General features: G+C 69.5%; 7 protein-coding genes and 2 pseudogenes. 3 read left to right on the top strand and 6 right to left on the bottom strand.

Annotated features, from left to right (window positions below):
* Positions 1-333: 333 nt before the first annotated feature.
* From AC067N_RS37360 to AC067N_RS37345, 4 genes are all read right to left on the bottom strand, one after another.
* Positions 334-1,098 (bottom strand): ribosome-inactivating family protein, encoded by a 765-nt coding sequence (locus AC067N_RS37360; protein ID WP_478683396.1) that lies wholly within the window; start codon positions 1,096-1,098, stop codon positions 334-336.
* A gap of 373 nt (positions 1,099-1,471) precedes the next feature.
* Complete coding sequence (locus AC067N_RS37355) at positions 1,472-5,188, bottom strand: nSTAND1 domain-containing NTPase (RefSeq protein ID WP_478683401.1); 3,717 nt, start codon at positions 5,186-5,188, stop codon at positions 1,472-1,474.
* A gap of 235 nt (positions 5,189-5,423) precedes the next feature.
* Positions 5,424-5,696, bottom strand: a complete 273-nt coding sequence (locus AC067N_RS37350; protein WP_478683402.1) for a hypothetical protein — start codon at positions 5,694-5,696, stop codon at positions 5,424-5,426.
* Positions 5,697-5,894: 198 nt separating this feature from the next.
* The gene (locus AC067N_RS37345; RefSeq protein ID WP_478683395.1) at positions 5,895-7,199 is read right to left on the bottom strand and encodes an alpha/beta hydrolase; all 1,305 of its coding nucleotides are present in this window, start codon (positions 7,197-7,199) and stop codon (positions 5,895-5,897) included.
* 30 nt (positions 7,200-7,229) lie between these two features.
* On the opposite strand from AC067N_RS37345, the pseudogene AC067N_RS37340 reads away from it, so the two are divergent.
* Together AC067N_RS37340 and AC067N_RS37335 are read left to right on the top strand one after the other, a co-directional pair.
* Positions 7,230-7,457, top strand: a pseudogene (locus AC067N_RS37340) (NAD-dependent protein deacetylase 1); the annotation flags it as partial.
* 475 nt (positions 7,458-7,932) lie between these two features.
* Positions 7,933-9,132 carry a S8 family peptidase gene (locus tag AC067N_RS37335; protein ID WP_478683400.1) on the top strand — a complete coding sequence of 400 codons (1,200 nt, stop codon included), beginning with the start codon at positions 7,933-7,935 and terminating at the stop codon, positions 9,130-9,132.
* Positions 9,133-9,366: 234 nt separating this feature from the next.
* Here AC067N_RS37335 and AC067N_RS37330 read toward each other — a convergent pair.
* Positions 9,367-9,795, bottom strand: a pseudogene (locus tag AC067N_RS37330) (transposase); the annotation flags it as partial.
* A gap of 94 nt (positions 9,796-9,889) precedes the next feature.
* Between AC067N_RS37330 and AC067N_RS37325 the strand changes: the two are divergent.
* Entirely contained in the window at positions 9,890-11,425 is a 1,536-nt protein-coding gene (locus AC067N_RS37325) for an ISL3 family transposase (RefSeq protein ID WP_478683399.1), read from the top strand.
* A 139-nt stretch (positions 11,426-11,564) separates the two neighbouring features.
* On the opposite strand, the gene AC067N_RS37320 is transcribed toward AC067N_RS37325, so the two are convergent.
* On the bottom strand, positions 11,565-12,980 hold the full coding sequence (locus AC067N_RS37320; RefSeq protein ID WP_478683394.1) for a non-reducing end alpha-L-arabinofuranosidase family hydrolase: 1,416 nt from the start codon (positions 12,978-12,980) through the stop codon (positions 11,565-11,567).
* Positions 12,981-13,090: the final 110 nt, after the last annotated feature.

The following is a 13,090-nucleotide window of genomic DNA, read 5'->3' as shown; positions in this document are numbered from 1 at the left end:
CCCCGCCGCCCCGCTCGCCGACCCATGAAAACGCTTGCACCACCCTCGTGGTGAGACGCGGGCAACCCCCGCTTCACCTCACAGCCACCCGTGTTCGGGGTGCGTCCCCCGTTGAGGGGGAGCCGGCGGTGGATCAGCGCGCTCGCCGGCGGCATGCCGGCGCGGAATCCCGTCGATCATCTGCCGGGTGATCCCGCCACCTGCCACAACGCCTGTGGCCGAGCGGCAGGAACGGCCGCAGTCGTGCCCACTCGGCATCCGCCGGATCACCCCGCCCCATGTCCACATCAACGATCCGAACGCGCAGTACTCACATGATCGACCGGTCACGTCCTAGCTGCGCATCAGGTCGACCTGCTGTGCGGTGAGGAAGACATCGGACCCGTTGCCCATGCCGCTCGCGATGTGGTCGGCGATGGTGCGGAACCGGGAGGCCTCGGTGATGGCGATGATGTAGCGCAGCATGCCGCGCGCCTGTGCGGTGCGGTCGATGCCTCGGATGCCGAGGTCCCTGAGGCTGTTCTCGAGGCTGGACTCGCTCAGATTGACGGCGGTCAGCGGCAGGTTCGCGATGCGGGTGAGGGCGTCGTAGCCCTCCTTGCCGAGGAACCAGTTGTCGTCGGTGGCGCCGTCCTTGTGAGGGACGTCGGAGGTGAGGTTCAGGGCGAAGTCGTGTGAGGTGTCGCTGGAGAAGAACCGCACCACGGAGAAGTCGCTGTGCCGTACGGTCGCATGGACCGTGGGGATTCGGTTGTCGCTGCTGATCACGATGTCGGCGAAACGTCGGCTCTCTGCGGTGCCGGTGACGGAGAGGTTCATCCCGGTGTCGGCATTGGTTGTGTGGCCGCTGTCGGCGGGGGTTTCGGCGAGGTTCCGCAGCTGGTCGAGCATGGTCAGGTAGGCGCCCGGACCGCGGCTGATGTTCCAGTGGGCCTGCGGGGAGCCGACGTGCTTCGTGCCGGCGGCGGTCTCGGTGCCGGCCGTCGTATCGTCCGCCGCCGCCGAGTCCGGCCCGTGGCTGTCCACCCAGTGCAAGATGATCACCAGGAAGCCGAGGAGGACGGAAAGGGCGACCACGGCCAGGACACTGGGGGGCAAGGTGTGCTCCGGAACTGTTCGACGTGCAGCGATGTCACGACCGACGCTCACAGCCGGGAAGTTGTTTGGCAGCCCCCTTTCGCCACGGCAGACAATTCCGCCAGGGTCGACTTGCACGCACATCCCGTGTCCGGGCGCGGGGTCGTCGGCGCTCCCGTGTCTCCCTCACCCGGCGTTCACCCCCGTGACCACGGCGATGCACGCGAGCAGCGCGCGCAAGCGACGGGTCGCGGAACTCGTCGCGAGGCCTTTCCCTGCGTCTGCGGGCGCACCCGGATGTGGACCGGTGATGGCGTTCGAGGCTGCCCCGGCCGAACTGCCACCTCGGTGTAGTGGGCAGCCGACCCGGCACTTTCATGATCCTTGAACATGGTCAAGGGCAGACCCGCTGGTACGGCCGGTCCGGAACGTAGGTGCGCCACTGCGCCCGGGTCAGCTCCGTGTTCCCTGCCCGGGAGCAGACGAGGGATACCGCTCGGTCAGGATCCACGACGTACCGCTGGAGCGGGACGTGCTTGCCGCCCGCGTACAGCAGGGTGCTGTCCGGGCTGAAGGCGAGCGTGTCGATGCTGCCACCGGGGGTGGGCAGAGGAGGGCCGAGCGGTTGCTGGGTCGCGATGTCCCAGAGTTGGACCGTGCCCGCGTCGCCGCCCACGGCGAGCGTGCTGCCGTCCGGACTGAACGCGAGAGCCGTGATCGTCTCGGCCAGGTCGGAGACCGGATCGACGGGAGCCAGAAAGACGTTCCTGAGGATGCCCGCCCGGTGCCGGAGGCCGCCGTCCCAGAGTGCCACTCGGCCTGTCCCGTCGCCGGCCGCCAGTCGGGAGCCGTCGGGAGCGAAGGCGACTTCTTCGATCATGTCGCGCTGGACGAGGTCATGGGCGTGGGACCGGCCCGCTCGGACGACGCGGTTGCCGGTCACGAGGAGCTTGCCGTCCGGGCTGACGGCCAGCCGACCGCCGCCCGGGCCGGGCAGGAACGCCGTCCTCCGCCGCCGCAGGGTGTCCCATGCCTCATTGGCGAGGCCGCCGTCGGTCACACGCGCGGTGAGGAGCGTACGGCCGCCCGGTCCCAGGGCGATCGCCTCCGTCGGCGCCGCGGACGCCGCCGCCAGGTCCACCGTGGTCTTCGCACGTCCGGCGGTCACGTCCCACACCGTCAGAGGCTGAGTCACCGCGTCCCTGATGGGGACGGAAACTCCGTAGGCGAACATGCCTCCGTCGGGGCTGAAGGACAGCAAGGGCTCAGTGACCTCTGCGGGGACCGCCTCTATACCGGTGCGGAGATCCGGAAGCGACGGGGCCGGCAGGGTTCGCAGCAGACGGCCGTCGCGTGTGTTCCGCAGCCGGAAGACGTAGCGGTAACCGACGCGTTCGGCGGTGGCCAGCGTCCTGCCGTCGGGGCTGAGCCGGACACCGGTGAGCGGAGTGGTGCGCCAGGCGCGGGTGAGCGTCGTGGTGAGGTCGAGCGTGTGGACCGTGCCCCCTTCGAGGTACCGCAGCAGGGGCCGCGAGGAGTCCCAGGCGAGACCGGAGAGCGACGCGTTGGCCAGGGGGCGCCGGAAAACGGGGGCGCCGCCGGTGGGCAGACGCCACACTCTGATCTCCTGGCTTCCGCCGGTCGCCAGAAACGAGCCGTCCGCGCTCACGACGGCGTGACCCGGGTCGGCGACGTCGGCGAGTTCCCGTCCCGACGTGGTGTCCCACACCCGCGCCCGGTCCGCGGTGAGAGCGAGGAGCCGGCCGCCGGTGAAGCCCAGCAGGACGACACCGCAGACGCCGCGGGCGCTGCTCCAGGCACCGCGCCGCACGCTGCGCGTGGAGGTGTCCCAGACCTGTGGGGCCCGGCCGCGCGGGCAGACGGCCAGCAGCCGGTCGTCGTCGGCCGCCGCGTGGGCGAGCTCTCCCTTGCCCGCCGACGGGGTCCGGAAGACAAGACGGCCGTCAGCGAGGGAGTAGAGCCGAGCCCGGTCGTCATCCGCGCTCTGCACCAGGTAGTTGCGGCCCCGCGCCCCGAAGCTCACGGTGTCCCTGAACGGCACAGGGGCCCCGATCCAGCGTCGCGTTCGGGTGTCCCACAGCCGCTGGGTCCTCGCATCGGTCTGGATGACGAGCACCCGGCCGCCCGGACCCGCGGCGAGCACCACCCCCTGAGGTACCGGCCCCGAGGCGATACGGCGGTGCGTGCCCACATCCCACCTCCGCCAGGTGCCGTCGCTGATGCTGAGCAGTGTGCGCCCGGAGACGTCCAGGAACCGGTCCGGGGTGTCACCGGGCGCCGGATCGGTGAAGCTGCCCAGTTCGGACTGGGCCAGCGCACCCAGCAGGGCCCGACGGGACTCCGGCAGCGGAGAGAGGCGCCACGCGGCGACGCCGAGCAACATCGCGGTGCGCGGGTCGGTGCCACGCAGCGCGTCGGCGACCGCGGCCACCCGGCGGGCCGCCGTGTCCGTGGTTTGCTTCTCGCCGTCCTGACGCAGTCGCACAGCGGCCAGGCCGACCACCAGAGCCACCGCCAGCACGGCGCAGAGCGAAGCCGCGAGCGTCCGGCTCCGGCGCCGGGCCCGGGTAGCGGCCCGCCCCTCCGCCGCCCGCTGCTCCACCGCGGTGACCAGGAAGGCCCGCTCCTCGGACGTCAGACCGTCGTAACCGCCGCCGTCGCCCGCGAACAGTTCCTCGGCCCGCGCCAGGCGGGTGCCCCGGTAGAGCGTGCCCGGGTCACGGTCATGCTCCAGCCAGGTGCGGGCGGCGTCGGTCAGCTGCCGGTGGTGGCGCAGCCGCTCCCGGTCCGCCTCGATCCACCCCCGCAGTCGCGGCCAGCAGGTGATGAGCGCCTCGTGGGCGACCTGTACCCCGTCGTCGTCGCTGGTCAGCAGCCGGGCCCGGGTCAGCCGCGCGGCGACCGCCCGCACGTCGGGGTCGTCCCACCCGGCCATCTCCTCCCAGCTGAGCGGGCGGCGTGTGTCGGCGTTGCCCTGGCCGGGCTCGACCATCCGCAGGAACAGGTGCCGGGCGGCGTGCGCCTGCGCCGGTGAGAGTTCCCCGTACGCCTTCTCGGCGCTTGCCGCGATCGCGCCGCGCACCCCGCCGGCCGCTTCGTACGCGGCCAGGGTCAGCATCCGTCCCTTGCGCCTCCGCCAGGTCTCCAACAGGGCGTGGGACAGCATCGGCAGTCCGCCGGGCGCGTCGAGCACCTCCTCGACGATCCGCGCCGTCAGGGTCCGCTCCACGATGAGCCCGGCCGCCTGCGCGGGTCGGACCACCGCCTCGCGCAGTTCATCCGCGGTCATGGGCCTGACCAGCAGCCCGCTCCCGTGCAGCGCCTCCGCCAGTCGCGGATGCTCGGCACAGCGCGCATAGAAGTCGGACCGTACGGCGATGAGCACACGCAGTCGGCTTCCCGGATCACGCGCGGCCAGCAGCAAGTCGAGGAAGCGGTCCCGCTCGGCGCGCTCACGGCAGAGGGTGAAGACCTCCTCGAACTGATCCACCACCACCCAGCACTCCGGGTCATCGGCTTCCGGCGCCAGCAGATGTCCGTAGGTGGTGGCGGGCCGGGCCCCCGGAGTGAATATCCGAAGCACCGCCGTACATCCCTGCTGCGCGATCTTCTCCCGCAGCAGGGGAATCAGCCCGGCCCGCAGCAGCGAGGACTTGCCGCTGCCGGACGCCCCGAAGACCACGGTGAACGGGGCCCGGTACGCCAGCTCGCTCAGCTCGTCGACCATGCGGTCCCGGCCGAAGAACAGCTCACGGTCGTCCGGCTCGAAGCGCGCGAGGCCCCGGTAGGGCGGAGCGGCGTCCGCATCCTCCTGCATCTCCTCCCCGGCCAGCGCCTCGGCCTCCGCCCACCGCGCCTCCCACGGAGCGGGGTCGGCGCCGCATGCCTGGACGTACGCCCGGAACACGGCCAACGACGGCAGCCGCTCGCCGCTCGCGGCTTTCGCCAGGGTCGTCACCGAGAAGCCGGCCCTCTTCGCCATGGTCCGGTACGACACGCCACCCGCCGAGCGGCGCAGCTCCCGAAGATCATGGGCGAGTCGCTGCACCGGACCGGCCGCCGGGTCGACCGGCAGTTCGGGACGTCCCATCGGCGAAGCCTCTTTCGCGCACAAGAAGAACAGGTTGATCAGAAGCACAAGGTACTTTTCGATTCCTGCGGGCGAAAACTTTTCCGACTGTGATGTTCCCCAGTTGCTCACGGAGCCGGTGACGCTCGGAGGACGTCTGTCATCGACCACCTGCCGCGCACCCGCAGGACCGGCCTCGGCCGGGTGAGCGAGACGTGTGACTCGTTTCTGGGCACCGGAGGTCGGAGACGGCGTACTACGTGGTGAGGCAGAGGAGTGTCCAGGGTCCGGGTGCACCGCCCCGGAGATTTTTCGCGCGGGCCGCTTCGGGCTGTGCGGCGAACGCGATGCCGAGGAACAGTGCCACGCCGGTCAGATTGGCCCACAGCAGCAGGGCGACGAAGGCCGTCAGCGGCCCGTACACAGCTACACAGCGCCGAAGGTCCGCTCTTTCCCCGGCGGCGTCCCCCGCGATGAGCACGAGCGACGCCGCTGCCGACACCGGAACCGGCGCTGCGTTCAGCAGCATCGAGGGCCTCCTCCTCCACGAAGTGTGCGCTGCCGCGCGGCACGATCCGGCCGAGGGTGAGTTCGGTGATCCGTCCACGCTCTCCGTGTGCACGGTGGTGCCCACGCCCACGCCCACGCCCACCAGGCTGGGGCTGAAGGGCGCCATGCCCAGAACTGACTTGACCGTGCGCCAGGGCAGCTGTCGTAGGGCTGGGGTTCAGTCGGATTCGGAGAGGAAAGTGGTGACCGCGTTGGCGAATTGTCGCGGAGCGTCGTGATGTACGACGTGACCGGCGGGCAGTTCGGCCAGAAGGACCCTGTCGGCGCAGCGGGCGGCCATGTCTTCGGCGTGATCGGCCGCCAGTTCGTCGCTGCGCGTTCCGCGGATCAGCAGCGTGGGGCACGACACCGATATCCAGTCGTCCCAGTGATCACCGTTGAGGTCCTTCTGCGACGCCACGGTGTCGTCGATGTCGAAGGAGAACCCCCAGCCCTTGTCCTTCTGCCGGAAGGCACACTCGAGGTAGGGGGCCGTTGCGCCCAGAGCCGCGACCAGGGCTTTGCGGGAGGGTGCGGTTTCGGGGAGGCGTGTGGTGAACGACCAGTCGCAGTCCACCACAGCACCGATGTCCTCCACGATCAGCGCGCTGACCCTGTCCGGGTGCCGGGCCGCGAACTGGTAGGCGTTCACTCCGCCCAGTGAGTGACCCAGTACCGGGACGGGGCCGACTCCCAGGTGTTGGTGAAAGTCGGCCACATCGGCGACGTACTCGTCCCGCTCGTAGGTGAGGGCGCGGTCGGACTCGCCATGCCCTCGCTGATCGAGCGCGATCACTCTCCACAGCGGGGTCAGTGCCGCGGCCAACGGCGCGTACGCCGACGCTTCGTTGTAATGACCGTGCAGGGCCAGCAGCGGCGTTCCCGGACCCCCGAAGTCCAGGTACGACAGCTTCCGCCCACTCACCGTGAAGAACCTCCGCATGATGCGGATGGTAGGAGACGGCACTGACATCGAGGGGCCGTACAGAGGTCGCCGCAACAGCCGTGCCTTCCGCGTGGACGGGTCGAGGGCCGTCATCCACTGCTCGCCCGGAGCAAAGGGACGGACGTCCGTCGGTCCGTTGGTTCCCGGCCGCCTCTCTGCGGCCGGGGTGAGGGCGTCTCCGGGCTGTTCACGACGCGATCTCGAATGGGGGTGCCTGGAGCCCGCCAGACAGCGGGTGTTCGGGCGGGTCGGGGTCCTGAAGAAGGATGTCGTGAGGGATCGTGCGCACGGGGAGTCGGCGAAGACGACGTGGGCGACGTGGGCGATGTAGGGGACCGTCACGGCGGTGGAGCGGCTCAGGGTGCGGGCGGCGTATGCCCCGTTGCTCGGTGCGGTCTGGGCGTCGAAGCCGCCGGACAGGAGCAGGGTCGGGATGTCGCTGCGGGTGACGCCCCGGATCGAGGGCGGTGCCGCGGGGACGTGCCAGGCCCGCCAGTCGTCGTGGAGCCAGGCGAACTGCGGGGCGTTGGCCGGCATTGAGCGGGGGAACGTCGGGAACGCCTGTCGTCGGGGATCCCAGACCACCGCGGCGAAGGGGGCAGCCTGCGTCGGCACACGCCGATGACGTGCCAGGAGTTCACCGCGATCGCGCGGGCCCGGCGTCGGTACAGGGCGCGCAGCCATCTCGGCTGGCGCATCTCCGGGCGCGCCCGTCCCAACGCCGGTCACCGTGCCGTGTCCGCGTTCGGGCGGCACGGTCTGCTCGCGGGTGCGATCACCCGGAACGCCGACGGCTGAGGACGGGGCGGGGTGCCCCATTGCCCCCGTCCGGCCAGGTGGTCGGCGCCGGGGTCCGGCCGGTGTGGGACGCGGTGGGCGCTTGAGACCGCCGGTGCGGCTTGGCGGCGAAGCCGATGCGGTCGGGGACGGCGGCGTGCCGACAGCGCGCCGGGTCGGTCGGCAGTGGCGTCTGGGACGGGAGGGTGGCTGCGGTGCGGCGGTGTACGGGCACCCGGCTGGACGCGCTGTACGTGGTGGGACTGGTGCGGGCGTTGCTTTCGGAGGGCCTCGGCTGAGCCCGGGGGCTCGGCCCGCATTGTCCTCAGGCACTCCGGCGTGGAATTCACCTACATGCGGTCTCTATTGGTCTTTATAGGTGAAAAGTGACTATGCGGCACTTTAGTGATGAATCGCCTGGTCATCTTCGGAGCAACAGCATCAGAGGCACCGTTGCGGGTCCGCCCGAGGAAGGCTCTTCACCATGGGAGACATGTTCACCACCCGGCGGCGGATCGCGGCGGCCATCGCCGTGATGGCCGCCGCCGCAGTCATCGGGTCCGGTACGGCCCTACCCGCTGAAGCCAACCCGGCCGCAGGGAGGGTCCTGTACGAGGACTCCGTCAACGCCGTGGACGGCAGCTTCATCGTCACGCTGAAGAACTCCGCCGGGTTCAGGGCGGACTCGAAGGAAGGCGGCCGGCTGGCAGCCGAGTATGGCGCCACCGTGGAGACGACGTACACCTCCGCGCTCAACGGCTATTCCATCCGTGTGGGCGCCGCCGGAGCGAGGAGCTTCGCGGCAGACCCGGCCGTCGCGTCCGTCGAGCAGAACCAGAAGTTCCATCTCGACGCCACCCAGGTCAACCCGCCATGGGGCCTGGACCGGATCGACCAGGCCCGCCGACCCCTCAGCCGGTCCTACACCTATCCGGACACGGCGGGCGGCGGCGCGACCGTGTACGTGCTCGACACGGGCGTACGCATCACTCACACGCAGGTCGCCGGGCGAGCCGTGTACGGCTACGACGCGATCGACGATGACCTCATCGCCGCCGACGGCAACGGTCACGGAACGCACGTCGCCACCACGGTCGCCGGCACCACGTACGGCGTGGCCAAGGCCGCCAAGATCGTGGCGGTACGGGTCCTCAACAACGAGGGGGCCGGCACGACCGCCGACGTCATCGAGGGCGTCGACTGGGTGACCACGCACCGCGTCGGGCCCTCGGTGGCCAACATGTCGCTGGGCGGGGCCACCAGCACGGCGATGGACACCGCCGTGCAGAACTCCATCGCCTCCGGTGTCACGTATGCCGTCGCCGCCGGCAACTCCAGCGTGAACGCCGCCTTCTCCTCACCGGCCCGGGTGGGCGCCGCCCTCACCGTGGGAGCCAGCACGAGCACGGACTACCGGGCCACTTACTCCAACTACGGTTCCGTGCTCGACCTGTTCGCCCCCGGCTCGTCCATCCCCGCCGGCTGGCACACCAGTGACACGGCGACAGCCGTCCTCTCCGGCACCTCGATGGCTGCGCCGCATGTCGCGGGGGCCGCGGCCATCTACCTCACCTCGCACCCCACGGCAAGCCCGGCCACCGTCCGTAGCGCCCTCGTCAACGGGGCGACGACCGGAGTCCTGCTGAACATCGGGTCGGGCTCACCCAACAGGCTCCTCAGGCTCGTTCCCTGACTTGGTCTTAAACCTGCGGCGTCGAATCGTGCGTCGAACTTGATCACTCGGTCCGGTAACTGCCGTACACAGAAGCGGCCTTCGTCTGGACTTGTGCTCCGACCAAGGAACACACACCTCCAGCACGAAGGCCGTGGCAGGGGATCGGGACTGTCAAACGAGTGCTGCAACTGCGGTAGGGCGGCCTCCTCGGTCGGCGCCGTGTGGACGGGCTTGAGGAGACGCGCGATCGCAGCCAGTGGTCAGGCCCTTCGCGGCCAGCGAGATGACCATCTCGTCGACGCCGTTCAGGCGCTTCCGCCTCCGCTTCTTGACGATCTCCGGTTCGAAGGAGCCGTCCCTGTCGCGCGGCACCGTTGTCCCCACTGGGCCGACGTCGGTCAGCACGGCCTTGGAGCGTTTGCCGTTGCGGGAGTTGCCGTCGTTCTTGCCGACCGGGTCGTGCTTGTCATAGCCGAGATGGTCCGTGATCTCGCCTTCCAGGGCGGACTCCAGCAGCCGCTTGGTCAACTGCTGCAGCAGCCCGCCCTCTCCGGTCGGCTGCAGCCCCTCCGCCTGGGCCCGGTGCACGAGCTCGTCGATCAACTGGTCGTCCACGGCCTTCGTCGACGCAGCCTTCGAGGGCGCGACGGTCCCCGACTCGGACACGTTCTCACAGGTCATCGATGCATCTTCCATGATCGGGAGTTACACCGAACGTCTGGCCCTGTCTCACATTCGGTGGTGACGGAGGGTGGCCAAGGTCATTGACATTCACGTGCGAGATGTCAACGAGCTTGTAGATGTGGTGTTCTCGGGGCTGTTACCGCTGGTCATCGAGGACGTGACCGACGAAGGCGAGCGGATCCTGGTGCGAGCACGGACGCCCGCGGACATGGTGCCGTGCCCGAGTTGCGGGGCGCCGTCCGGACGGGTGCATGGCTTTCATCTGCGGACGGTGGCCGACGTACCGGTGGACGGGCGACGGGCAGTAGTCCGTGTGCGGGTGCGGAGGCTGGTGTGTCCCACGCGAGGCTGTCGGCACACCTTCCGTGAGCAGGTGCCTGGGGTACTGGAGCGATACCAGCGACGCACGGCCCGTCTGACCAGGCAAGTCAAGGCCGTGGTCAAGGAGTTAGCGGGCCGGGCCGGGGCTCGTTTGCCGGCGATACTCGCGGTGGGCGTCTCGCGGCACACCGCCCTGCGGACCCTGCTGCGTATCCCACTGCCCACCGGCCGAATACCCCGCGTGATCGGCGTTGACGACTTCGCTCTGCGCCGGCGCCACCGCTATGCCACCGTGATCATCGATGCCGAGACCCACGAGCGGATCGACGTGCTGCCCGACCGCACGGCCGACACCCTGGAAGCATGGTTACGCGCTCATCCGGGCGTCCAGGTCGTCTGCCGCGACGGCTCCGCGACTTACGCCGAGGCCATCCGTCGTGCTCTGCCCGACGCGGTGCAGGTTGGTGATCGCTGGCATTTGTGGCACAACCTGTGCGAAGCCGCGCTGAGCGAGGTCAAGGCCCACAGCACCTGCTGGGCCACCGTCCTGGACGCGCCCCTCTACGACGGCCCCCGTGCACAGACCACCCTGGAACGCTGGCACCAGATCCACGACCTGCTCGACCAGGGCGTGGGCCTGCTCGAATGCGCCCGCCGTCTGCAGTTGGCCCTGAAGACCGTCAAACGCTACGCCCGCGCCGATCGGCCCGAGCGGATGCTCCGCGTCCCCAAATACCGCGCGAGCCTTGTTGATCCCTACCGCGAGCACCTGCGCAAACGCCGGGCCGAAGACCCCGCCGTCCCGGTCAAGCACCTCTTCGAAGAGATCAAAGACCAAGGGTTCACCGGCTGCCTCAACCTCTTGCACAAGTACATCAACCAAGGCCGCGCGGACGCCGACCGCAGCCACATCTCCCCGCGCAGACTCGCCCGCATGCTTCTCACCATGCCCGACAACCTCAAGGCCGAACATCAGCGCCTACTGGACCGGCTCATCGCGGCCTGCCCCGAGATGACCCAACTCACCGTCTGCATCAGGGACTTCGCCCAGCTCCTGAAGCCTCACCCAGACAATGCCGACGCGCTCGAGCTCTGGATCACCCAGGTCCGCGCTGCCGATCTGCCGCACCTGCATGCCTTCACCCGAGGGCTGGAGCGAGACCTCGACGCCGTGATCGCCGCGTTCACACTCCGCTACAGCAACGGCCCCACCGAGGGCGTCAACACCAAGACCAAGCGGATCGCCCGCCAGATGCACGGACGAGCAGGCTTCACCCTCCTTCGCCACCGCATCCGCCTCGGATAAGCGACACCCTCCGTCACCACCGAATGTGAGACAGGGCCGAACGTCTTACAGTCCCGGGGGTCCTTCCTTGCCCGCGCAGCGGAAGCCGCTGTGCGGGCGTTGGGGGCATGGTCATGTGCTCGGGATGACGCGCGCCCGGTCAGCGCTGCAGGGTGAGCAGGCCCGGCCGGTACGGCAGTTTCAGGTAGTCGGGGTTGTTCGCGCCGGGGTCCCTGCCCTGGTAGAGGAACTGCAGGTTGCAGGGGTCGATGGTCATGGTCTGGTCGGCGTTGACGCGGATCAGGTCACCGTGGCTGATGTCGTTGGTCCAGGTGGCACCGCTGTTGGCCTTGCCCGCGAAGGGGTTGCTCTCGGTGCCGGCCTGCTCGGTCCACGGTCCGTTCAGGCTGGAGGCGGTGAACGAGCGGAAGTAGCGCCCGCCCGCGCCCTTTGCCTCGACGATCATGAGGTACTGGTTCCGGCCCTGGACCTTGTAGACCTCCGGCGCCTCGAACAGCTTGTCCTCCGTGTCCTTCATGACCGTCGTGTACGACGAGCCGAAGCTGCTCGGGAAGTTCCCGAGCGGCATGGTCGACCGGTAGATGCTGCCGAGGTCGTCGGCGAAGAACAGGTACATGTTCTGGTCGTCGGCGATCAGGGTCGGGTCGATCGGGCCGCCCACGGGGAGGCTGCCGGTGAACAGCGGCTGCGGGGCGGACCAGCCGTTGGGGTTGGTGGGGTCGCTGGAGGTGCGGTAGGTGAAGGGCCATGCGGTGCCCCAGCCGTTCGAGGCGAGCACCCAGATGTTCTTGGTCGAGAGGTAGAACAGCTTCGGCGCCACCGCCAAGCCCTCGCCCATCCCGGTCTGGGTGGCCGTCGCCATGTCCGACCAGTTCGTGAAGGGACGGAACGCCATCGAGTCCCACGACGATCCGTCAGAGGTGGTCGCGTAGACCAGGTTCTGGCCGTTGTACTTCGCGGTGGTGAAGTCCTTGAGCGCGACCCACCCGTTCGCCGGCTGCGCCAGCGGACCCGTCGATGTCCAGCGGTACGTCGACGGAAGCGAGCACGTGCTGCCCGTCCCGGACAGGCCGGTCCACTTCTGGTTGTTGCTGCCGGTGCAGTTCCAGAGCTGCACCGCCGTTCCGTTGGCCGTGGCGCCGCCGCTGACGTCCAGGCACAGCCCGGACTCCACAGCGAGGACCGTGCCGTCGGGGTTCACCCGCCACTGCTGGTTCGTACCGCCGTTGCAGGACCAGATGACCGGCTTGGTCCCGGCCGTGGTGGCGTGGCCCGGGACGTCCAGGCACTTGTTGCCGTAGACGGTCAGCTGGTTGTTGTCCGTCAGCGTCCACTGCTGATTGGTCCCGCCATGGCAGTCCCAGATCTGCACATTCGTGCCGTCGGTCTGGTTGGCGCCCGGCACATCGAGGCACCGGCCGGAGCCCACACCGCGCAGGGCGCCGGTGCTGGCCGCCTGAGCCGGGCTGGGGTTGGCGACGATCGTCGCCACCGAGGCGACCAGGGCCGCGAGCACCACGGACAGGTGCCTGCGGCTGAACGTACGTGTGAGCACGTGAACCTCATTCTTTCTGGGGAGCGGATCCGGACGGCCCGCTGACGGGCCGTCCGGACGGATGGGGCTGCGACCAGGGGATGATGTTCGGAATCCCGAACAATGGTCGG

The organism is Streptomyces sp. NPDC042364 (assembly GCF_056437585.1).
Note: the sequence above shows the minus strand (reverse complement) of the source record. Positions and strands in the feature narration are given on the sequence as shown.

Excerpts from the sequence above, each read along its gene's own strand:
- AC067N_RS37355 (WP_478683401.1), bottom strand. The coding sequence starts at position 5,188 with ATGGGACGTCCCGAACTGCCGGTCGACCCGGCGGCCGGTCCGGTGCAG.
- AC067N_RS37350 (WP_478683402.1), bottom strand. The coding sequence starts at position 5,696 with ATGCTGCTGAACGCAGCGCCGGTTCCGGTGTCGGCAGCGGCGTCGCTC.
- AC067N_RS37345 (WP_478683395.1), bottom strand. The coding sequence starts at position 7,199 with ATGCCGGCCAACGCCCCGCAGTTCGCCTGGCTCCACGACGACTGGCGG.
- AC067N_RS37335 (WP_478683400.1), top strand. The coding sequence starts at position 7,933 with ATGTTCACCACCCGGCGGCGGATCGCGGCGGCCATCGCCGTGATGGCC.